Annotated in this window: 14 protein-coding genes and 1 tRNA gene; 6 read left to right on the forward strand and 9 right to left on the reverse strand. The window is 63.5% G+C overall.

The window, feature by feature from the left end; all coding sequences use genetic code 11:
- The first annotated feature begins 180 nt into the window (after positions 1 to 180).
- From K5607_RS03560 to K5607_RS18170, 4 genes are all read left to right on the forward strand, one after another.
- Positions 181 to 1,437, forward strand: coding sequence for an urea ABC transporter substrate-binding protein (locus K5607_RS03560; RefSeq protein WP_221048214.1), 1,257 nt, complete (start codon positions 181 to 183; stop codon positions 1,435 to 1,437).
- Positions 1,434 to 6,395 (forward strand): PAS domain S-box protein, encoded by a 4,962-nt coding sequence (locus K5607_RS03565; RefSeq protein ID WP_221048215.1) that lies wholly within the window; start codon positions 1,434 to 1,436, stop codon positions 6,393 to 6,395. Before K5607_RS03560 ends, K5607_RS03565 begins: the two co-directional genes overlap by 4 nt.
- Entirely contained in the window at positions 6,392 to 9,748 is a 3,357-nt protein-coding gene (locus K5607_RS03570; protein WP_246598943.1) for an EAL domain-containing protein, read from the forward strand. Before K5607_RS03565 ends, K5607_RS03570 begins: the two co-directional genes overlap by 4 nt.
- A gap of 84 nt (positions 9,749 to 9,832) precedes the next feature.
- Positions 9,833 to 11,908 (forward strand): EAL domain-containing response regulator, encoded by a 2,076-nt coding sequence (locus K5607_RS18170; RefSeq protein ID WP_281427735.1) that lies wholly within the window; start codon positions 9,833 to 9,835, stop codon positions 11,906 to 11,908.
- Positions 11,909 to 11,950: 42 nt separating this feature from the next.
- On the opposite strand, the gene pqqE is transcribed toward K5607_RS18170, so the two are convergent.
- The 4 genes from pqqE to K5607_RS03595 all read right to left on the reverse strand — a co-directional run bounded on the left by pqqE (position 11,951) and on the right by K5607_RS03595 (position 14,799).
- Positions 11,951 to 13,057, reverse strand: a complete 1,107-nt coding sequence (gene pqqE / locus K5607_RS03580) for a pyrroloquinoline quinone biosynthesis protein PqqE (RefSeq protein WP_054773618.1) — start codon at positions 13,055 to 13,057, stop codon at positions 11,951 to 11,953.
- A complete protein-coding gene (gene pqqD / locus K5607_RS03585) occupies positions 13,050 to 13,334 on the reverse strand; it encodes a pyrroloquinoline quinone biosynthesis peptide chaperone PqqD (RefSeq protein WP_054773617.1) in 285 nt (94 codons plus the stop codon). The genes pqqE and pqqD overlap by 8 nt, the downstream gene beginning before the upstream one ends.
- A 103-nt stretch (positions 13,335 to 13,437) precedes the next feature.
- A complete protein-coding gene (locus K5607_RS03590) occupies positions 13,438 to 14,385 on the reverse strand; it encodes an AAA family ATPase (RefSeq protein ID WP_221048217.1) in 948 nt (315 codons plus the stop codon).
- Positions 14,386 to 14,706: 321 nt separating this feature from the next.
- Positions 14,707 to 14,799 (reverse strand) — tRNA-Ser (locus K5607_RS03595).
- Between the two features lie 127 nt (positions 14,800 to 14,926).
- Here K5607_RS03595 and mltF point away from each other — a divergent pair.
- A complete protein-coding gene (mltF, locus tag K5607_RS03600) occupies positions 14,927 to 16,378 on the forward strand; it encodes a membrane-bound lytic murein transglycosylase MltF (protein WP_054773616.1) in 1,452 nt (483 codons plus the stop codon).
- A 31-nt stretch (positions 16,379 to 16,409) separates the two neighbouring features.
- On the opposite strand, the gene tadA is transcribed toward mltF, so the two are convergent.
- The 4 genes from tadA to K5607_RS03620 form a co-directional block, all read right to left on the reverse strand.
- Complete coding sequence (tadA, locus tag K5607_RS03605; RefSeq protein WP_054773621.1) at positions 16,410 to 16,883, reverse strand: tRNA adenosine(34) deaminase TadA; 474 nt, start codon at positions 16,881 to 16,883, stop codon at positions 16,410 to 16,412.
- Positions 16,884 to 16,938: 55 nt separating this feature from the next.
- Positions 16,939 to 18,048, reverse strand: coding sequence for an acyltransferase family protein (locus K5607_RS03610; RefSeq protein ID WP_221048218.1), 1,110 nt, complete (start codon positions 18,046 to 18,048; stop codon positions 16,939 to 16,941).
- A 224-nt stretch (positions 18,049 to 18,272) separates the two neighbouring features.
- Positions 18,273 to 18,614, reverse strand: a complete 342-nt coding sequence (locus K5607_RS03615; RefSeq protein WP_221048220.1) for a zinc ribbon domain-containing protein YjdM — start codon at positions 18,612 to 18,614, stop codon at positions 18,273 to 18,275.
- 59 nt (positions 18,615 to 18,673) lie between these two features.
- Complete coding sequence (locus K5607_RS03620; RefSeq protein ID WP_221048221.1) at positions 18,674 to 20,029, reverse strand: leucine-rich repeat-containing protein kinase family protein; 1,356 nt, start codon at positions 20,027 to 20,029, stop codon at positions 18,674 to 18,676.
- A 398-nt stretch (positions 20,030 to 20,427) separates the two neighbouring features.
- Between K5607_RS03620 and K5607_RS03625 the strand changes: the two genes are divergently transcribed.
- On the forward strand, positions 20,428 to 21,165 hold the full coding sequence (locus K5607_RS03625; RefSeq protein WP_054773568.1) for a L,D-transpeptidase: 738 nt from the start codon (positions 20,428 to 20,430) through the stop codon (positions 21,163 to 21,165).
- Between the two features lie 867 nt (positions 21,166 to 22,032).
- On the opposite strand, the gene K5607_RS03630 is transcribed toward K5607_RS03625, so the two are convergent.
- Positions 22,033 to 22,812: a hypothetical protein gene (locus tag K5607_RS03630; RefSeq protein ID WP_221048222.1), complete on the reverse strand. Its 780-nt coding sequence runs from the start codon at positions 22,810 to 22,812 to the stop codon at positions 22,033 to 22,035.
- Positions 22,813 to 23,056: the final 244 nt, after the last annotated feature.

Consider the following 23,056-nt stretch of genomic DNA (forward strand, 5'->3'; position numbering starts at 1 on the left):
TCGCTCCTCGTCGTATAAAAAGGCTTTATGGGGTGGTATGGATGAGTTCCCGTATAGTATACGGTGGCTGGAAATAGCCGCGCCACTGCGCCAAATCCCGCCGAGGGATGCCCGCTGCGGCGGCCCGATCCTGTCGTATGGACACGTTCCCTGAAAACATTGGTCGCTTTTTCCATGCCCATGCGTAGGCCGCTATCCAATCCGTTCGCTTTCCCGCGCTGGGCGGTCTGGTCCGCGGCGGCGGTTGTAGCGGGATTGCTGGTCGTGGCGGCGCTCGGCCGCAGCCGGCCGCCGGACCCCATCCGCATCGGCGTGTTGCATTCCCTGACCGGCACCATGGCGGTGAGCGAAGCGCCCCTGGTGGACGCGGTGCAACTGGCGGTGGACGAAATCAACGCCGAGGGCGGCGTCTTGGGGCGTCCCTTGGCGATGGTGGTGGCGGACGGCCGCTCCGACGAACGCGTTTTCGCCGCCGAGGCCGAACGGTTGATTGTGGACGAAAAAGTCAGCGCGCTCTTCGCCTGCTGGACCTCGGCTTGCCGCAAGGCGGTCAAGCCGGTGGTGGAACGCCACCGCCATCTGATGTTCTACCCCGTGCAATACGAAGGGCTGGAACAGTCCCCCAACATTCTCTACGCCGGAGCGGCCCCCAACCAGCAAATCGTCCCCGGCGTGCGCTGGGCCATGGAGCAATTCGGGCCGCGCATTTATCTGGTGGGGTCCGACTACATCTTTCCCCTGATCGCCAACCTCATCATTCGCGACTTGAGCGCCGCCAACGGCGGCGAAATCGTGGGCGAGCGCTATGTGCCCCTGGGAACGCAGGACTTCGCCGAAGTCGCCGCCGATATCCAGTCGAAAAAGCCGGACGTGGTGCTGAACACCCTCAACGGCGACAGCAACGCCGGCTTCTTCGCCGCTTTGGAGAAGGCCGGCCTGGCCGACGCGCCGCTGGTGTCCTTCAGCGTCGCCGAAGTGGAAATAGGGGCCTGGGGCGGCGCGCGACTGACGCATCATTACGGCATTTGGAACTATTTCCAGTCGTTGCCGGGGGAGGCGAACCGGGTTTTCGTCGCCAACTTCAAATCCCGCTTCGGCGCCGATCGGGTGACCAGCGATCCCATGGAGGCCGCCCACATTGCCGTGCATTTATGGGCGCAGGCGGCGCAAGAAGGCGGCTCGCCCGATCCCGACCGCGTCAATTCCGCGACGTTGTTGCGGCAAACCTTGTCGGGGCCTTCCGGCACGGTGGCGGTGGACCCTTCCACCCGGCATTTGTGGAAAATGGTGCGGGTGGGGCGGGTGCGGCCGGACGGCCAGTTCGAGCAGGTCGCCGCCGCCGGCGCGCCGCTGCGCCCCGCGCCCTGGCCGCTGTACCGGGTGCGCGAGGATTGGCAGTTGCTGGTGGATAGATTGTCGGCGGGAGGGGCGCCATGAGCTTCGACGGCATTCTGCCGCGGCTGCTGCTGGCGTTCCTGTTGCTGTCGCCGCTGCCTCTGGCCGGCCTGGCCTGGTTTTACAGCGGGGTGTTCGAACAGACCTTGATCGATGCGGCGCAGCGCAATCTGGCCGCCGTCGCCGACAAGAAATACGACCAGATCAACGCCTATTTCGACGAGCGGCTGGCCAACGGGCTGTGGTTGGCGAGGACGACGAAAATCCAGGAAGCCCTGCCGATGTTATCCGCCTTGGCGGCCCGCGGAGGGCTGCGGTCGGAGCGCTTCCAGGAGATGCTGCGCCATTACGGCAAATACTATCGCACCACCTACGACAGCATGGGGTATTACGACCTGCTGCTCATCGACGAGGCCGGCAACGTGGTGTTTTCCATTCGGCGGGAGGCCGATTTGGGCAGCAATCTCAACAGCGGCCCCTATCGCGACAGCGCCCTGGCCGTGGCGCACCGCGACGCGTTGGCGCTGTTCGAGGTCCAGACCTCGGTGGATCGCGCTTATGCGCCGTCGGGTGGGGAGCCGGCCATCTTCATCGTCACGCCGGTATTCAGGGACGGCAAGGCCATGGGCAGCCTCGTCCTGCAAATGGATATGCGCAAACTCGCCGCCGTTCTCGGCGACAACACCGGCTTGGGCGAAAGCGGCGAAACGGTCCTGGCGCAATCCATGGAAGGCGGCGCGCGTTATGTCAGCGCCTTGAGACACGTGGACAACGGCGCTTATCGCCAGCTGGTGCCCACGGACGGCCGGCGGGCCCGGGCGATGTGGTTCGCCTTGGAGGGAAAACGGGGTTACGGCATCGCTACCGATTATGCCGGCACGGAAGTCATCGCCGCTTGGCGGTATTTGCCCGCGTTGAACTGGGGCATGGTGGTGAAGATCGACACCGCCGAGGCGTTCGCCCCGGTTTACCGCCTGCGCGCGCAAGTCTGGGGCATCCTAGGCCTGCTGCTGCTGTTCTCCGTCGCCACGGCCTTGGCGATGGGGCGCGGGCTGGTCGCGCCGCTGCAGCATTTGATCTCGGCCACCGGCCGCATCGCCGAAGGCGATTTGCGGCAGCGCGCCGCGGTGCGCGGCTGGCACGAGTTGCGCGAGCTGGCCGTCAGCTTCAACCGCATGGCGGATCGCGTCAGCGCCGACCAGGCCATGCTGGAGCGGCGGGTGGAGGCGCGGGTGAGCGAGGTGCAGCGCGCCAAGGCGTTGTACGATGCGCTGGTGGCCAGTATCTCGGCCGGCGTTTACACCTTCCGCAAGCGGCCGTACGGCGGCATGGGCTTCGAATACGTCAGCCCCCGGTTTTGCGAGCTGCTGGGCGTGGCCCAGGAGGATATTCGGCGCGATCCCGTGCTGCCTTTCGCGCTGGTGCACCCGGACGACCGGGACGAAATGGCGCGCCGCAATCAGGAGGCCATCGACCGGCTGGCGCCGTTTCGCTTCGAATGCCGCTTCCTGGTGCGCGGCGAAACCCGCTGGTTTCACATCGAGTCGGACCCGCTGCGCACGGAGGAAGGCGCCAGCGTGTGGAACGGCGTGCTCATCGACATCACCGAACGCAAGCTGGCGGACGCGGCCCTGGCCGCGGCGGCGGAGCAGACCCGCACGATCGTCGACAATATCCTCGACGGCATTATCGCCATCGACGGGCTCGGCATCATTCAGCGCTTCAACCGGGCGGCGGAGCGCATTTTCGGTTATACGGCCGACGAAGTGGTCGGCCGCAATATCAACATGTTGATGCCGGAGCCGCACCATAGCCTGCACGACAGTTATCTCACCAATTATCGCGCCGGCGGCGTGGGCCTCATTATCGGCCAAGCCAGGGAGGTGGAGGCGTTGCGCAAGAACGGCGAACGGTTCGCCATGGATTTGCTGGTTTCCGAGGTGCGCCGCTACGGCGGCCCCATGCTGATCGGCATCGTGCGCGACATCACCGAGCGCAAGCGGCTGGAGGCGGCCCAGTTGGAGTCGGAAGCGCGCTTCCGTTCCACTTTCGACGAGGCCGCGATCGGCATGGCCCTGGTGAGCCCGGAGGGCCGATTCCTGCAGGCCAACGACGCCTTGTGCCGTATCGTCGGTTATGCGGAGGACGAGCTGCGGCAAAAGCGCTTCCAGGACATCACCCATCCGGACGACTTGTCCGGCGATTTGGCGCTGGCGGCGGAGCTGGCCGCCGGCGCCCGCGCCGGTTACCAGCTGGAAAAGCGCTATTTCCACAAGGACGGCCACGTCGTTTGGGTGCAGCTCAACGGCTCGTCGGTGCGCGACGCGGAGGGGGGGCTGCTGTATTTCATCGCCCAGATTCAAGATATCACCGAGCGCCGGCAAGCCGACGCCGTCTTGCGCGAGGCCTTGTCCAAAGCCCAGCGCTACAGCGACGCTTTGGACAGCGTGCCGGCCTTCATCTACATCAAGGACAAGCGCTGCCGTTACGTCCACGCCAACCGCGCCGTGCTGGAATTGTTCGGTTGTTCCGCCGAAGACCTGCCGGGCAGCGACGACAGCCGGTTTTTTCCGCCGGAAGCGGCGGCCAGGCTGCGCGCCGTGGACGAACGGGTGCTCAACCTGGGCGAGGCGACCCAGGCGGAAATCGACGTGCCGGCGGCGGACGGGCAGCGGCGGCGCGTTTACTGGGAGATCAAGCATCCCATTTACGACGGCAACGGCGAAATCTGGGGGCTGTGCGGCGTGTCCACCGACATCACCGAGCGCAAGCTGACGGAGGAGGCGCTGCAAGCGGCCAAGCAGGTGGCCGAAGCCGCCAGCCGTGCCAAGTCGGAATTTTTGGCCAATATGAGCCATGAAATCCGTACCCCCATGAACGCCATCCTCGGCTTGACCCAGCTGGTGCTGGAAGACGAGCTGAGCGCCCGACAAGCGGATTATTTGCGCAAGGTGCACGCGTCGTCCCGGGCGCTGCTCGGCATCCTCAACGATGTCCTGGACTACTCCAAAATCGAAGCCGGCCGGCTGGAGCTGGAGTGGTTGCCCCTGCGGCCGGAGCAAGCGTTGCGGGAAGTGGCCGATTTGTTCGGCGCGCGCGTCGAGGAAAAAGGCCTGGAGTTGCTGGTGGATATCGCCCCCCAGGTGCCGGCGGAAGTGGTGGGGGACTCCCTGCGGTTGACCCAGGTGCTCAACAACCTGCTGGGCAACGCTGTCAAATTCACCGAGCGGGGCGAAATTTGCCTGTCTTTGGACGTCGCATCCGAGGACGGCGACGACATCCTCCTGCGTTTCGCCGTGCGGGATACCGGCATCGGCATGACCAAAGCTCAGGCCGGGCAATTATTCGAGGTGTTCGCCCAGGGCGACGGCTCCATCACCCGCAAATACGGCGGCACCGGCTTGGGGTTGGCCATTTGCCGCAAGCTAGTGGCGTTGATGGGCGGCGAGATCAGCGTCGCCAGTGTGCAAGGACAAGGTTCCACCTTCACGTTCACCGTCCGGACCCGGCGTTCGCCCAACAGCCCGGAGTCGCAAAAATTGCAGCGGCTGGGGCCGCGCAAAGTGCTGGTGGTGGACGACCAGGACAGCGCGCGGCGCATTTTGTTCCGTTGCCTGGACGCATGGGGGCTGGAGTCCGGTGTCGCGGCTTCGGGCGAAGAGGCGCTGGCCTGCGTTCGGGAGGCCGCCGCCGCCGGCGCGCCTTTCGATGCGCTGTTGTTGGACTGGCGCATGCCCGGTATCGATGGGCTCGAGGTGCTGCGCCGACTGGAGGCGGAGGCCGCCGAGGGGCACCAGCCTCATGCGCTGTCGATCATCATGGTTACCGCCCACGATCGCGCGGCGCTGCTGGCGGAAGCCGGCGCCTTGCGCATCGATCGCATCCTGGCCAAGCCGGTGACGCCTTCCGGCTTGTTCGACGCCTTGGCCCTGCGCGGCCAAGCATCCAGGCAAAACCCGCCGGCCAATGGCGGCGCGCTCGAGGGGAATCTGGAAGGGATGCGGGTGTTGCTGGTGGAAGACAACGCCTTGAACCAGATGGTGGCGGCGGAATTCCTTAAAAAGCGCGGCGTTCGGGTTACCTTGGCCAACCATGGCGGCGAAGCCTTGGAATGGGTCGAACGCCAGGCGTTCGACGCCGTGCTGATGGATTTGCACATGCCGGTGATGGACGGTTACGAGACCACCCGCCGCATTCGCGCTTTGCCCAAGACCGCCGGGTTGCCCATTATCGCCATGACGGCGGCGGTGTTGAAAGAAGACCGGGAGCATTGCGCCGCCGCCGGTATGGTCGATTTCGTCGCCAAACCCATCGTGCCGGCGGAGCTGGCCCGCGTTTTGGCTCGTTGGGTCAACGCCCCCGGCCAATCCGCCGGCGGCGCGGCCGCCGAGGCCGAAACGACGGCCGCGCCATCGGATAACCTGCCCGGGTTCGATTTGGCTCAAGCCCTGGGGCGCTTGGACGGCGATCGCGAGTTGCTCCGGCATCTGTTGCGGGGATTCGCCGAGGATCAGGGGGACGTCATGATACGGTTGGATGCGCTGCTGCGGGAGGGCGACCTCCCCCAGGCGGCGGAGCTGCTGCATACGCTCAAGGGCGTGGCGGCCAATGTGGGCGCGGTGGAAGTGGCCGATGCGGCACGGCGGTTGGAACGGGAGATCGCGTCCGGCGATCAACCGATTTCCCTGCGGGAGTGCGCCGATGCGATGACCCGAGCCTTGGCCGCCATCGGTAGCGCGCTGACGGCGGCCAATGGGGAAAGCGTCGCCATCGACTTGCGGCGCCTGGCGGCGTTGCTGGCCGAACTCAGGCCCTATCTGGAAGAGCGGGAATTGGTGCCGGACGAGTTGCTGCACGATTTGCAGCAATTGGCCCGGCACGAGCCGCCCGGCGCGCCGCTGGGGCGGTTGTTGCGGCAAATCGACCGGTTCGACCACGACGGCGCCTTGGGCAGCGTGGAGCAAATAACGGCCATGTGGCGACTGGAGACGCGACCGTGAGCGACGCGACGAGTCAATCGAGTCAGTCCATCAGGCTGGGGCTGATGCCGCCGCTCACGGGGCTGGTGTCGCTCTACGGCCAGGAGATCGTTTGGGCGGCCCGCATCGCTTGCGACGAAATCAACGAGCAAGGCGGCGTGCTCGGCCGACCGCTGGAATTGATCGTCGAGGACGACGGCAGCCTGCCGCAGACCGCCGTGCCGGCCGCTTTGCGGCTGGTGGAAGAGCATCGCTGCGCCGCCATCATCGGCAACCTGCTGTCCAATTCCCGCATCGCCGTCGCCGGCCAGGTGGCGGAAACCAAGCGTATCCCCTACCTGAATTTCTCGTTTTACGAGGGCAGCATCTCCGGCCGCTATTTTTTCCATTTCGCGGCGTTGCCCAACCAGCAGATCGACAAGATGATCCCCTGGATGGGGCGGCAGTACGGCTTCAAAATGTTTTTCGCCGGCAACAACTACGAGTGGCCGCGCGGCTCCATCGACGCCGCCAAACGGGTGCTGAACGGGCTCGGCGGCGACGTGGTCGGGGAGGAGTATTTGCCCATCGGCGCGTCGCCGGAGGAAATCGATGTTTTGCTGCGGCAGGTGGCGCGCTCCGGCGCCGATGTGTTCGTGCCTTATTTCGCCGGCAGCGACCAATTGACCCTGCTGACCCATTTCACCGAGATGGGCTTGAAAAACCATATGGCGGTGGTGATGGGCCATTACGACGAGGCCATGGTGAGCCGGTTGCCGGCCTCGGTGCGGGAAGGCTTTTATTCCAGCAACACCTACTTCATGTCGGTGCCGACCCAGGAAAACCGCCGTTACCTCGCCCGCTTGGCGGCCCTGCCGGGCATCGACGGCATCTGGCCCAAGGGTAACGGCGTGGTGACCAATTTCGGCGAAGGCGCCTATTTGTGCGTGCACGCTTTCGCCCAGGCGGCGCGGGCCGCCGGCAGCGTCGAGGCGGAAGCGCTGGCGGACGCTCTGGAGCGGATTCGCCTGCGCGGTCCCCAGGGCGATGTGGTCATGGACGCGGCCACCCACCATGCTGCCGTCAATACCTACCTGGCGCGCTGCGAGGCCGACGGCGGTTTTCGCATTATCGAAAGCTTCGGCCAAAATCCGCCGCGTATTCCCGAACGTTACCGGGAGCAGGCGCAGGCGGCCAAGCTGCACGAATCGCCCGCCTCGCCACAGGTGGCGGCGCGCCTGGCGGCGGATTTGAGCGCGGCCAGGCAAAAAGTCGGCAAGGCGCAGAACATCCTGGCCCACGCCGATATGGCGATCGTGGCCACCGACGCGCGGGGCCGCATCAGCGAAGCCAACCGCAGCGCCTGCCTGATGTTCGGTTACGCGGCGGACGAGCTGGAGGGCATGTTGGTGCACGATTTGTTGCCGCCGCATTTTCGCCGTAAGCATGCCGAATTGTTCCAGCGTTTCGTCGACGGCGAGGAGACCGAGCGGCGCATGGCCTCCCGCGGCGAAGTGACCGGCTATCGCAAGGACGGCACGTTTTTCCCCCTGGAGGCCTCCATCGCCAAGTTCCGCGAGGAAGGGAACTGGTCGCTGGTGGTGACCATGCGCGACATCACCGACCGCAAGAAGGCCGAGGACGAGCTGTTGTGGCGCGCCACCCACGATCCCTTGACCGGCCTGCCCAACCGGGCGCTGATCCGCGAGCGGTTGGCCAGCGCCTTGCAGCGTTCACGCCGGCAAAAACTCAGCGTGGCGCTGCTGTTCGTCGATCTGGACGGCTTCAAGCTGGTCAACGACACCCACGGGCACGAAGCCGGCGACGTCTTGCTAAAAGGCGTGGCGCAACGGCTGATGGAGCAGGTGCGGCCCGGCGACACGGTGGCGCGGCTGGCGGGCGACGAGTTCGTGGTGTTGTGCGAGCAGGTGGAGCATGCCGCTGCGGTGTCCAGCCTGGCGCAGCGCATCAACGCGGCCTTGCGCGATCCCATCGATTTCGGCGATCTGCCGTTGACCGTCACCGCCAGCATCGGCATCGCCGTGGGCCACGGCACCACCCATTCCGCCGACGACCTGTTGCGTTCCGCCGACACGGCCATGTACGCGGTGAAGGAAAAAGGCCGCGACGGCTGGCAGTTTTTCAGCGACAGCCTGCAGGACCAGGCGCGCCAGCGGCTGGTGATTACCCAGGGGTTGCGGCTGGCCATTGCCAACAACGAGTTGTCGCCCCGTTTCCAACCCATCGTCGCCGCCGGCAGCGGCCGCATCGTCGGCGCGGAGTTGCTGCTGCGCTGGCACCCGCCGGAAGGCGAGGTGTCGCCGGCGGCGTTCATTCCCATCGCCGAAATCACCGGGGTCATCGTGCCCATCGGCGCCTGGGTGTTTCGCGAGGCTTGCCGGGCCGAGGCCGATTGGCGGCGGCGCTGGGGCGAGGCGGCTCCCTATGTGTCGGTGAACGTGTCGGCGCGGCAGCTGGGCGAGGAGTCTCTGGCCCAGGATTTCGCCGCCGTGCTGAGCGAGACCGGCGCCGATCCGGCGCGGCTGTTGCTGGAAGTGACCGAGACCTCCCTGATGGCGGACGTGGAGGCCAATCTGCGCGTGTTGAACCGCTTGGCGGATTTGGGCCTGCGGGTGGCGGTGGACGATTTCGGCACCGGTTATTCGTCCCTGGCCCAATTGACGCGTTTGCCGGTCAACGTGCTGAAAATCGACCGGGCCTTCGTCAACGGCATCGAGCAGCAGCGGGAAAGCCGCACGGTCACCCGCGCGGTCATCGGCTTGGGCAAGGCGCTGGGGCTGAAGCTGGTGGCCGAGGGGGTGGAAACCGAGGCGCAGTTGCTGGAGTTGCGCAGCAACGGCTGCGATTTCATCCAGGGCTATTTTTTCCATCGCCCGTTGGAGGAGGCGGCATTCGTCGCCGCGGTGGACCGGGAGGCCGGCGTCGCGGAAGAGGGCGGCGAGGCCGACCTGTTTTTCCTGATCTATGTCAGCCAGGCGACGCAGCCGATGGACGAGGCGCAGTTGGCGGCGCTGTTGAAAAAAGCCCAGGTGAGCAACGGCGGCCGCGGCATTACCGGTTGCCTGATTTATCAGGACGGTTATTTCATGCAAATGCTGGAAGGCCGGCGCGACACGGTGCTGGAGTTGCTGGTCAGCATCGAGCGCGATCCGCGCCACCGCGGGCTGCGCATCGTGATGCAGGGGGAGGAAAGCCATCGGGTCTTCCTGGAATGGAGCATGGGGTTCCGCGACATGGCCGAGTTGCCGGGCGAGCGGGATTTCGCCCAATGGAGCCGCCGCACGATCAATTTCATGGAATTGTCGGAGGACGCCCGCACCTGCTACGGGTATATTACGGCTTTGGCCGGTTCCCGCCAGGTAAAGCTTCCCTAAAATTCGCGCCCTACAGCCATGCAGCCGTTCGATTCCGCTTTTTTCCGCAGTCGACCCCTGGGAGGAATCGCAGGGGTATCCTCCTTGGAAGACAAGCCGCTGATCCTGTTGGTGGACGATGTGCCCGTCAATTTGCACGTATTGGCGGCGGCGCTGAAGTCCTCCTATCGCATCAAAACCGCCACCAGCGGCGCGGCGGCTTTGGAACTGGTGCAGCGGGAAGACCGGCCGCAGCTGATCCTGTTGGACGTGATGATGCCCGGCATGAGCGGCATCGAGGTGTTGCGGCGGCTGCGGGAAAATCCGGATACCCGCGACATTCCGGTGATCTTCGTCAGCGCCGACACCTCCGAACAAAGCCAGCTCGACGGTTTGGACCTGGGCGCCGAGGATTATTTGACCAAGCCGGTGGTGACTTCCGTGTTGCTGGCGCGGGTGCGCAACCTGATCCAGCGCAAACAGGCGGAAACCCAGTTGCGCCTGGCCGCCCACGTGTTCGAGCACAGCGGCGAGGCCATCATGATCACCGACCGGGACAACCGCATCATAGAGGTCAACCCGGCGTTCACCCGGCTCACCGGCTACGCCCTCGCGGACGTGGTTGGCCAGGATCCCCGCCTGCTCGCCTCCGGCCGCACCACCCGGGAAGACTACCTGGGCATGTGGCGATCCATCCGCGAGCGCAACTTCTGGCAGGGGGAAATCTGGGACCGCAACAAGGACGGCGGCATCTATCCCAAGCTGCTCACCATCACGGTGGTGCGCAACGCTCGCGGCGACATCGACTACCACATCGCCAGCTTTGCCGACATCAGCGAGCAGAAGGCCGCCGAGGAGCGCATCCGCTATGTGGCCCACCACGATCCGCTCACCGGATTGCCCAATCGATTGCATTTGCAGATCGTTCTGGAGCAGGTGGTTGCCGTCGCCCGGCGGGAACGGACCGAAGTGGCCTTGATGTTTATCGACCTGGACCGTTTCAAGGTCATCAACGATACGTTGGGCCACAATATCGGCGACGGGCTGCTGGTGGAGGTGGCGCGGCGCCTCAAGTCTTGCGTGCGGGAAAGCGACGTGGTGGCGCGCTTGGGCGGCGACGAGTTCGTGGTGGTGCTGAACGGCGATCGAGTGATCCAGGCCGCCGCCAACGTGGCGGAAAAAATCCTTAATGGCTTTTCCCCGTCCTTCCAGGTGGAAGGGCACGCCCTGCACACCACTCCCAGTATCGGCATCAGCCTGTATCCCCAGGACGGCAACGACATCGACACGCTGATGAAGCGCGCGGACACCGCCATGTACCATGCCAAGGAAGCGGGGCGCGGCCAGTTCCATTTCTACACCGAGGCGATGAACCGCCACACCCAGGCGAAACTGGCTTTGGAAAACAGCCTGCACAACGCCCTGGAAAGGGACGAGTTCGTCGTTTACTACCAGCCCCAGGCCAGTTTGCTCAGCGGCCGCTTGGTGGGGGCCGAGGCGTTGATACGCTGGCGCCACCCGGAGCGGGGGTTGGTGATGCCCGACGAATTCATCCCCATCGCCGAGGAGAACGGCTTGATCCTGCCCATCGGCGAATGGGTGCTGCGGCAGGTGTGCCGACAGATCCGCGCTTGGCTTGGCGACGGCCTGCCGCCGCTCACCATCGCCGTCAACTTGTCGGCTCGGCAGTTTCGCCAAGAGGACTTGGTGGAGCGTATTCGCGGCATCGTCGAGGAATTCGCCGTGGACCCGGCGTGCATCGAGCTGGAAATCACCGAAAGCACCGCCATGGAGCAGGCCGATATCACGGTGGAATTGTTCCGCGCTTTGCGCGCCGCCGGATTCTGCATCGCTATCGACGATTTCGGCACCGGTTATTCGTCCCTGAGCTACTTGCGGCGCTTCCCCGTCGATCGATTGAAAATCGACCGCTCGTTCGTGCTGGATATCGCCGACGATCCCAACGACGCGGCCATCGCCCACGCCGTCATCAAGATGGCCGCCAGCCTGGGGTTGAAGGTAGTGGCGGAAGGGGTGGAAACCGATGCCCAGCGACAGTTCTTGCAGGAGCGCGGCTGCGATTATCTGCAGGGATACTGGTACGGCAAACCCATGGACGCGGAGGCTTTCGCCGCTTTCGTGCGGACGGCCTTGGGGAAAGGGGAGATGCCGGAGGCTTGACCCCAGCCCCGGCGGTTCGCCGCGGGGCTGGAATCCGCGCCGCTAACGCGGACCGCCGTGCTGCTTGGAGGTGCGGGAGTTGCGGAACACCAGCGGCTTTTCCTGCGGTTGCGCCGCATAGGCGGCGGCAATGGCCTCGTCCACCACCTTGCGCTTGGGCGACAGGCCGCATACCGGATCGGTGGCGGTGGCGTCGCCCGTCATCAAATAAGCCTGGCAGCGGCAGCCGCCGAAATCCTTGGCTTTTTCCGGGCAACTGCGGCAGGGTTCCTCCATCCAGTCGAAGCCGCGGAAACGGTTGAAGGCCGGCGAGTCTTCCCAGATTTCCTTGACGCTGAAATCCCGCACGTTGGGGCACTCCAGGCCCGGCAGTACGCGCGCTTCGTGGCAGGGCAGGGCGGCGCCGTCCGGGGCGATGGTGAGGAAGGTGGTGCCCCAGCCGTTCATGCAGGCCTTGGGCCGGTCTTCGTAGTAATCCGGCACCACGTAGTAGATCTTCATCTTGCCGGCCAGCTTGGCCTTGTATTCCTGGGCGATGGCTTCGGCCTCGGCGAATTGCTCGCGGGTGGGCAGCAACTGATCGCGGTTGAGCAGGGCCCAGCCGTAGTACTGGCAATTGGCCAGTTCCAGGTAGTCGGCACCCAGTTCCACCGCCATGTCGAGGATTTCCCGCATCTGATGGATGTTCTGCCGGTGGATCACCACGCACAGCACCATGGGGTAGCCGTGTTTTTTGATAAGGTGCGCGACTTCTTTCTTGTGCTCGTAGCTTTCCGTGCCGGCCAGGAAGTCGTTGAGGGTTTTGTCCGGCGACTGGATGCTGATCTGGATGTGGTCCAGGCCTGCGGCTTTCAGCGAGGCGATTTTCTCTTCCGTAAGGCCATAGCCGGAACTGATGAGATTGGTGTAATAGCCCAGGCCGCGGGCATGGGCCACCAGCTCCGCCAAGTCCTGCCGGATCAGCGGCTCGCCGCCGGACAGGCCCAGCTGCACGGCGCCCATGGCGCGGGCTTCGGAGAACACCCGCTTCCATTCCTCGGTGGATAACTCCTGGCTGTGGGCGGCGTAATCCAGCGGATTGGAGCAGTAGGGGCACTGCAAGGGGCAGCGGTAGGTCAGCTCCGCCAGCAGCCAGCGCGGTTTAGTCATGGTTTTGCTGGATCCAGCCGTTGGCCAGGGCCACTTCCAGGAATTCGGAAACGTCGCCCTTCAGCCCGGTGGTGTCGAACTGGGCTTCCAGCGTCGCCACCAGATCGTCCAGGTTGCGGCCGTCGCACAGCTTGAGGATTTCCGCCGCGCTGGGGTTCAGCTCCACCATACCTTCCGGGTAGAGAATCACGTATTTTTGCTGGGCTTCTTCCCATTGCAGGCGGTGCAGGGGAGAGAAGCGCAGCGCCGCGTCGGCGCGCAGGGTATTGTCGTTCATGGGCGTGTCGTCGTTGCTCGTCGGTGGATGGCGCAGGTGGGTGGGCGGAGGCGGAATCCTAGCATATTGGCCGGGGTTTGCCCCAGTGCCCGGGAGGCTTCGATCAAGCCGGCACCGGCGTCTCCCGCAAAATTTTCTCCACCACCGTCTCGGCCCGGAGGCCGGCGAACTGAGCCTGCGGGTCCAGGGCGATGCGGTGCGCCAGGGCGGGCACGGCGATTTCCTGGATGGCGTCGGGGGTGACGAAGTCGAAGCCGTCCAGCAGGGCCAGGGCCTGGGCGCATTTCATCAAGGTTAGCGCGGCGCGGGGACTGGCGCCCAGGCGCAGCCCTTCCGCTCGGCGGGTGGCGCGGACCAGTTCGACGATATAACGCTTCAATTCGTCGCTCACCGCCACCTCGCGCGTTTGCGCTTGCAGTTGCAGGATTTGCGCAAGATCGACGCAGGGTTGCAGCCGCTGCAAGGGATGTTCGCGTTGCTGGGCGGAGAGAATGGCCGTTTCCTGCTCGGCGTCGACATAACCCAGGCCGAAACGCAGGGCGAAGCGGTCCAGCTGCGCTTCCGGCAGGGGATAGGTGCCGTGGAATTCCACCGGGTTTTGCGTGGCGACGACGAAAAACGGCGGCTCCAATCGATGGAGTTGCCGTTCCACGCTGATTTGCGCTTCGGCCATGGCTTCCAGCAGGGCCGACTGGGTGCGCGGCGAGGCGCGGTTGATTTCGTCGGCCAGCAGGATGTGGCAAAAAATCGGTCCCGGCGTAAAGCGGAACTCCCGGCTGGCCGGGTCCAGCACGGAAACCCCGAGAATGTCGGCCGGCAGCAGGTCGGGCGTGAATTGCACCCGCTGGAATTCCGCTCGGCAGGATTGCGCGAGGGCCTTGGCCAAGGTGGTTTTGCCGGTGCCGGGCACGTCTTCCAGCAGCACGTGCCCGCCGCCGGCGAAAGCGGCCAACAGCAGGCGGATGGCGGCTTCTTGGCCTTGCATGACGCGGCTCAGGTTGTCGGCCAGGTGCTGCAGGGTGGTTCGGGCCTGGTTATGCGCTTGGTTCATGGTGGATGGGCCTGGGTGTTGTCGGCGGCAACACTAAAGGCATGGGGCGGGGGTTGTAAATGGCGGCAGCGCGTCTTTTGCGCGGATCTTTTGCCGCGCGGTTCGGCGGTTGGGGAACTTGGCCGGTTTTTAGAAACAAAATATCTGGAACCCCGGCGGTCTATAGACGTTTTATTTCTGAAGCGAATTTCACCGCGAACCCGGCCGCGTGGCCCGCCGTCACTGGCCTGCCGGCGTTTGGCACGGAGGTTGGAGGGAAGGCTGAAAACGCGCGCCGACATAGCGCCGAAAAGGCGCGAAGTCGAAGCTAAGTGTTTGATTTGGCGGAGAGGGTGGGATTCGAACCCACGTGCCGGATTTCTCCGGCCATCCGATTTCGAGTCGGCGCTGTTATGGCCACTTCAGTACCTCTCCGGGGGAAACCATGCTAGACTTGTGACTGAGGTCACACGACATGATATGGGTACGAGTTATGTATTCTACACCAGTCATGGCCGGAGAACCATTGGTTGTTTGGTCATTTCGCAAGGCGCCGGGCTGTTTGGGCCTGGATTCCTCTAAACTCCGCAACCGCGTCGGCCGTTCGCTGTTCCGCATGGCGAGTTGGCTGCTGGTGATCGGAACTCTGTGCGGGTGCACGGACAGTTCGACATCGACGCAACTGGAGAAAATCAAGCACAAAGGCACGCTCACCGTCGCCACCCGCATAGGTCCCGCTACCTATCACCCCAGTCCCAACGGACTTTCCGGAATTGAACACGATCTCGCCCAGTTGTTCGCCCAGCGTTTGGGCGTCGAGGTGAAGTTCGTCGTTTACGATTCCATCGCCGAAATTTTCGAAGCCGTGGAGAAAGGCCGGGCCGATGTGGCCGCCGCCGGCTTGGCGATCACCGACCAGCGCAAGCAGCAGGTGCGCTTCACCCCGGCCTATCGCACGGTCACCGAGCAAGTGGTTTATCGAGACGGCACGCCCAAGCCGCGCTCGTTCGCCGATTTGTCCGACGGGATCTTCGAAGTGTCCGAAGGCGGCAGCCACCTATCCACCCTGGAGCGGCTGCGCGATCAGCATCCCGAGCTGCAATGGCGCGTCAGCGACGGCCATAGCACCACCCAGTTGATGTATCTGGTTCACGCCGGCCTCATCGATTACACCACCGCTACTTCCGACCAGACGCAATTGATCCGCCGCTATTTGCCGCAGTTGCGCGTCGCTTTCGATTTGGGCGTACGCCGCTCCTTGGCCTGGGCGTTCCGCCAGTCCACCACCGACAGCAGCTTGTACGACGAGGCGGTGGCGTTTTTCAACGAAAGCCAGCACAACAAGACGCTGGACGAATTGAACGAACGTTACTATGGCAACGCGCGCGTTCTGGCGCAGGCCGACGATCAGGCATTCCGCCAGCACGTGCACGAGCGCTTGCCGCAGTATCGCCGCCTGTTCCATCAGGCCGCCAACCGGTACGGCCTGGATTGGCGCTTGCTGGCCGCCATCGCCTACCAGGAGTCCAAGTGGGATCCCGGCGCCACGTCGCCTACCGGCGTGCGCGGCATGATGATGCTGACCGAGGAAACCGCGAAGGAGTTGAACGTGAAAAACCGCCTCAACCCGCGCGACAGCATCATGGGCGGCGCTTATTACGTGTCCCAGGAGCGCGCCGATATGCCGGTGCACATCGCCGAGCCGGATCGTACCTGGATGGCGCTGGTGGCGTACAACGCCGGGCCGGGGATGCTGGAAAAAGCCCGCCACACGGCCCAGCGCAAAGGCCAGAATCCGGACCGCTGGCTGAGCGTGAAGAAGGTGCTGGCCGCCACCAAGGGCTATTACCGCGACATCAAGGCCAAAAACGTGCCTTTGCCGGCGCGGCAGTCGGTGGAGTTCGTCGAATCGGTGCGCCGCTATTACGATTTGCTGGTGTACTTGACCGACGAAGAGAATTTCCGCCTGACCATGTTCCCAAACGCGCCCGCCGAGGCCGGCCACAGCAGCTGACCGGGCGGGAAGCGCCGGTTTGGCCGGCGCTTCAACGGCGGCGGCGGAAGAAGTCCCGCAACAGCGCGGCGGCTTCGTCCGCCAACAGCCCGCTGCGGCATTGCAATCGGTGGTTCAACAGCTGCGCTTCGGCCATTTGCAGCACGCCGGCGGCGGAACTGCGCTGGGCATCCGCCGGCGCGCCGTATACCAGATTCGCCACCCGGGCGTGGATAATGCCCCCCATGCACATGATGCAGGGTTCCAGCGTCACGTACAGCGTGGTGTCGACCAGCCGGTAATTGTCCAGCGCCAAGCCCGCCGCCCGTAGGGCGACGATTTCCGCGTGGGCGGTGGGATCGTTGGAGGAAATGGGACGGTTCCAGCCTTCGGCGATCACCGTGTCGTCCTTCACCACGACCGCTCCGATGGGGACTTCTCCCGCCGCTTCCGCCTGCCGCGCCAGTTCCAGGGCGCGACGCATCCAGATCATGTCCGTTTCGGTGAATTCGGGGGCGGGCTGCATGTTCCGTTCAAAATGATTCGAAGAGTGTTGGTATGGCCGGAGCGGCATTCCGGCGCTAACCGGCTGCGCGCCGACCGGGCGCGTCGGCGCTCGGCGCGATGTCGGCGAGGCCGTCTCCGGAGGGCGCCGCCGTGGCGACGTAATGGCTGCTGCGAAGCAGAAACCTCTTTTCAACCCAATGCCACATCGCAACGGCGCCCGTTAAGGTGATGGCGACGACCGCGCCCAGGAATATCCAAGGGTTTTCTCGAAACCAGCCGCCGTGCAGCAGCAACTGAATGGTAGGAAAGTGCAGGATATATACGCCGTATGAAAAATCGCCGTATTTTCCGAAGTTGCCGGCGTAAAAAAATAGACCGAAGAAGACGACCAGCGTGGCGAGCGCGAAAGGCTCAAGCAACGGCAGCGGATAAAACCCATTGGCGACCAGCGCTATAACGGCCGCGAAAACAAAGCGCTCCACGTGTCGTTCGAATACCGGAAGATAATAATAAAAGAAAGCGCCGGCCATGAAATAAGACAGTTGTCCGGGGAGCTGGCGGCTGAGTTCGGCATAAATCCCCGAGCCGCTGCGTTCCGCCATCAGCGCGCACAGCAGCGCATAAACCGTCGATAAACCGTAAACGGAGGCGAGCACGGGAAGTCGGCCGAATCGTCGCGCTAAAAACGCGAGTAAAGGCACTGCGACGTAGAACATGACTTCGATTTTCAGGGTCCAAAGCGCCCCGTTGACGACAGCCAGCTTATTCGCCTCGAACACCCCCGGCAGCGTGGGCTGGATGAAATTCAGGAAGGTAAGGTTCGCGAGAACGTACTTCAGCCATGCGAGGGTGAAATAGTCCGCAATACCCTTGTCGCTGGCCCACAGCAGCCCTATCGCGCATAGCATGACGACCGTGAAATAGGCGGGATAAATTCGCCGGGCGCGCTTGCCGGCGTAGGAGGACAAGGACGAGGAGCGTTCGAAGCTCATGAAAATCAAGAAGCCGCTGACGACGAAAAACGCTTTTACCGCAACCGCCGACGACAAATAGCCAACGACCGCTGCAAGCGCTTGGTATCCGGACAGTTCGTAGGCGTGAACCAGGCAAACGGTGCCGGCGAACAGGAGGCGCAGCAAATCGAAGTTGTTTTTTGCCAGCCGTTGGCTGTTTTGCGGAAGCAAGTCAGGCTCCTAACCGTTGATTAAACCGGCGCCGTGTCGAACTTAAGGGCGGTGGCGCGTCGGCGCTGGTTTGCCGGCCATAGTGTCCCATACGGCGCGGTATTCATCAGTCGGAATCGTCCCGGCGATGGGAATAGGCGTTCGGCTTGCGCTTTTCAGGCGACGCCGATTGGACCCCGCGAAGCGGCAGGGCGTCCGCCCTCCCGCCGGCCACGAACTTGCCGCTAGGCTTTCTTGACGAATTCCGACTTCAACTGCATGGCGCCGATGCCGTCGATTTTGCAATCGATGTCGTGGTCGCCATCCACCAGGCGGATGTTTTTCACCTTGGTGCCCACTTTCACCACCAAGGACGATCCTTTCACCTTCAAGTCCTTGATGACGGTGACGCTGTCGCCGTCGCTGAGCGGGGTGCCGTAGGCGTCCTTGATCACCAAACCTTCCTCGGCAGTTTCCGCCGCCGCGTCTTTGCTCCATTCGTGGCCGCACTCGGGGCAGGCGTAGAAATCGCCGGATTCGTAGGTGTATTCGGAATTGCACTGCGGGCAACGGGGTAAATCGCTCATGGGGTCTCCTGTGGTTGAGCTAGTGGATGGTGGGTTTGGGCGGGGAGTCGTTCCCTCGGTTATGGTTGTTGCATTGGTTGGTCAAGGTCGCCGAGGAGTTCGGCCAGTCGCCCGGTGATTTCGGCGAAAAAAGGCCGGCGTTCCGCTTTTTCGGACAGGCAAGCCGACTTCAAAGCGTCGAGAGCCTCCAACGTTTCCGGGTATTCGGGGAGTGCGTCGCAGCGGTCGAGCAATTCTTCCAATAGGCAGCCGAACGCCCGCACTTCCAGCCGCTCCAGCCCCTGGGCCAGCGCGCCGCCATCGGCGTGGTAAAAAGACGCCGCGCCGAAATCGCCGAGCAAAGCCCGGCCCCGGCCGCAATGGAGGATGTTATGGCCGTAAAGGTCGCCGTGCATGATCCCCCGCTCGTGCAAATGCCGGGCGGCGGCAGCGATGTTGTGCGCGATATGCAGCGCCGTCGCCATATCGAAGCGGGTATCCGCGGGGTAAATATCCCTTGTGCAGGAATCGAAACTGGGCGGTCCGGCCAGGCGTTTGAAGTCCGGGCTTATCAGCTCCATGACCAAACCGCTGACGCCGGCCGGATGGCCGCTCACCCTCCCGACAACGCCGATGAGACTCGGATGGCGGTCGGCGCCGATGGCGGCGGCCATTTCAGAGCACGGCAAGCCGTCGCTGGTGACCGCCCCCTTGAACAATTTGACCGCGACGGGTTCCGCGGGCCCGTCGGCAGGCTGGTAGCTGGCGTGGTGGATAAAGCCCGAAGCGCCTTCGCCCAAGCGATGCTCCAACTCCAGGCTGTTCCAGGGAATATCGTCGATGGACAAAGCCGTCAGCGCCTGGGCTTCCGCTGCGGCGGCGCAGGGATTGCCGGAATAGGCCAGCCACGACAACCGCGGCAGCGCCAGCAGCCAGGCCGGCAATTCGGCGAGCCGATTGGCGGAAATGCGCAGCAATTCCAGGCGCTTGCAACGGGCCAGCGACCCCGGCAGCGCCTGCAGCCGATTGCCGGCCAGCATCAGCTTTTGCAGTTGGCTGCAGTGCCCGATCTCTTCAGGCAGCGCTTCGATTTCGTTGTCGGTCAGGATCAGCCACCGTAACCGGCGTGGCAACGCCTGGGCCGTTATCGTGCGTATGCGGTTGGCTTTGAAGCCGACCATGCTCAGCTGCGGGCAACTGCCCAGCACTTCCGGCAGCTCCGTAAAGCGATTATCCGAGAAAAAAGCGATGCGCAGCTTGCCCAGGCGCGGCAGATCGTCGGGGAGCTCGGCCAGGGCATTGCCGGACAGATCCAAAATCTCCAGCGTATCCGCCAGATCGAAAATCTCCCGTGGAAAACTGGTCAAGCCGCAAGAGAGTTTCAGGCGGCGAACGCCGGCTAATTCCCCGGCACGGAGCTGGTCGAGTGTTTGCATCGGTCGAACTTACTCAGACGGCGCAGCGCGTTCCAATGGAAACTAGGCTGCGGGGGCCGGAACCGGCGGGATCGGCTTTTGGCAAAAAGCGCGGCGGCGATGGATAGGGCGCTATTTTAGCATGGTCGCGCCAGGAGCTGGCATGGACCGTCGTGGTCCGTCGGGAAAGCCGCCCCAGCGGTCGCCGGAATGCGGGGATTTCGCCGTGGTTCCTCGGACGATGGTTCAGTGAATCGCCGCGTTTAACCGATTCCATGCGAGGTGAGGGCGGGGTAGTGTGTTCGCGTCACCCGCCGTTTCGCGGATTCCGGCGGGTGACGGCTTCGGCCTATTCCCCCCTGCGTCCCTGGGGGCTATGCTTGATGGCGTTGGACCAATACTCAAACAGGAGGAGTGCCATGTCAGAGCAAGCCAACCATTCCGATAGCACCGCTTCCGGTACGGCGGCGGTGCTCCCGCCGCCGGTGGTTATTCACGTGAGCCTGCCCAGCGATCGCACCAGTACCGGCTTCATTATGCTGGTGGCCGGCGGCAAGACGCTGGCTGGGCCTTTCCGCGTGTTGGGCAAGGCGGACAACGCCATGGCCGCAAAAAAAGGCAATGCCACGCGCGATCCGAAGCAACCCTATGGCGATACTCCCACGGGGGAATATGCCGGAACGTTGGCGACACGGGGCAAGTCCTACGGTCCGCACGGCGTCATCGAAATGAGCCCGTCCTCCGGCGATGCGCTTACCGCCCAGAGCAACGGCAGGACGGGGTTGCTCATTCATAGCGGCGACCTCAACAGCGAAGGCAAGCTGCGTCCCACTTACGGTTGCCTGCGGGTGTCCGACGACCACATGGAAGTCATCATGAACGTCTTGCGCGGTCGGACCATAGACAAGATCAAGGTGCTGGAGAACGAGCCTCCGCCCATAAACGATCTGTCTCCATTGCCCGAGGCCGAATCCGCGGCCGTGGATGTGTGCGACCGGGAGGGCGGCGGCGAGTACATCGCCAATCTGCATACCGGCGAAGTGCATAACGCCAGCGATCCGTGCGCCTGGGTGCACTTGATTACGGACGAGCATCGCCAATACGTTTCCGGCCTGCCGGAAGGCTTCGACTGGTGCGGCCATTGCCGTATCGGTTGACGGTTGGGGGCGCTGGCCGCCGTTAGGCTATCCCTTCGCCAACCGCAGCTCAGGTGGCTGCATGGCCCCTGGCATCGGATTTCCGATGCCAGGGGCAAGTGTTTGTGAGTAGCCGAAGCTGCCCTCTAGGTCAGTTCGCCCGGTGTGGATCGGACCTCACCGGTCACTTCTTTGTGTCGGCCAGGCACTGAGCCCGCTTCCCCGCTTCCTTTAACGAAAAAGCCCCAGCGGACTGCCTTTCAGGGCGCTGCTATGCAGACCCTGGAGAAAAGGCAAACCCGTCGGGGCGATTGGTCGGACTCTTAACCTGTAACGGAGAAGGGGCGGGGGAGGGAAGAAAAAGCCGCCGGCGGCGGGCCGCGGACGGGCTTTTCAGGCTGTCGGTAGGAATTACGCGCATACGCGTATGCGCGTAATTGAGAAGCCATCTATCCACAGAAACTGTGGATAACGTCGGGGAAGGTCATGTGGAAAGGCACGGCTGACGCGGGGTTGAGGTGGTGGCTAGATGGTGGGCGGTGGTGGCGCTACGGGCCTGGCTGGACGCTGCCGGCATCGTGGAGGGGCCGGTGTTCCGCGCCATCGGCAAAGGCGGCCGGGGGGCGACACCCTGTCGGACAAGTCAGTGGGGGAACTGGTGAAGGCCTACGCCGGCAGGGCCGGACTGAATCCGGCCGAGTTCGGCGGCCATAGCCTACGGGCCGGGTTCGTTACCTCGGCGGCTGAGGCTGGCGCGTCGATTTTCAAAATGGCGGATTGAGCCGCCACAAATCGACGGATGTGCTGGCCGGCTATGTGCGGTCGGCCAACCTGTTCAAAGACCATGCGGGGGCTGGATTGCTGTAGCCCTCGGCTAGTTAGCTAGCGTCACCCAGGGCGCAAAAGCTGCTGCATGGCGTCCTGGCTAATTGGGGCGAGAGCAGCAATGGCATTCGCAGTGTTCACGGTCAACCCGCTTAGCGACGGCCGCTCTTCTGTAGCCGCTAAGTCTACTTTGTTCTGGTTGGTATTGGCCCCACCTTCTGTGGGTTCTTGCCCGGTTTGCCCTGCGCCGGCATTTGCACCAGTAAAATCACCAATATTCAAGGACATCCCTGCGCCGGCAAGCATGTTTGCAGTGCCGGCTCCCGTCGTTTGTTGGGATCGTTGGGTAATATTGGGATCAGACGACCGATCAATTGAACCACTCGGGGTTTGCCCAAGCTGGGCTGTACTAGCAAAGGTTTTGGCAAACCGTGTGATTTCAGATGAGTAATCGAAATCCCGAACGTTTGCACCCTCTACCCCTCTTTGGTCCGTTCCACCGGCAGCCAGAGCCGCGCCAGTCGCCGAAATAGTGGCGGTCACTCCATTGTCACCAAACGTCGTGCCAACCGCGTCTCCGACCTTGGTTTCTTCGGCATTGGTCGTCGTTATGGATTGGCCTGAGCCGATCAGCTGCAGCCTTTGCTGCCCCGAGCCTAGCTGCTGAAGTCCGTCCTGCGCCGTTGTTCCAGTCGTTGCGTCATCGGCCGCCTTGTTGAGCTTGCTGCCTGAGCTGAGCCGTTCCATCTGTTGCCCCGAGCCTAGCTGCTGCTGAAGCCTGGCCTGCATCTGGTAGGCAGCGTAATTGCGTATAGCGGCATTGTTGAGCTGGACACTGGACATGGCGTTCACCCCTGCTTTTTTTATTGGATTTTCTCTATCCTGCCATAAATGGCAGTAAAAGCCACAAGAAATTTGCGAAGCGTGTCACTGTTGTTGGTGGTGTTTGCCAATAAGCAGGCGGTCCAGGGCCTGCACTTGAGTGCAGGCATCGCCGAATGATGGGTTTGGCGCCGGTGTGAGCCTATGCACGCTCGTTGATTCTCCCAAGACGAGCGGCAATTGTTCCCAGAGTGCGGCCCTTGAT

Origin of the sequence: Methylogaea oryzae (assembly GCF_019669985.1) — a bacterium.
Classification (GTDB): Bacteria; Pseudomonadota; Gammaproteobacteria; order Methylococcales; family Methylococcaceae; genus Methylogaea; species Methylogaea oryzae.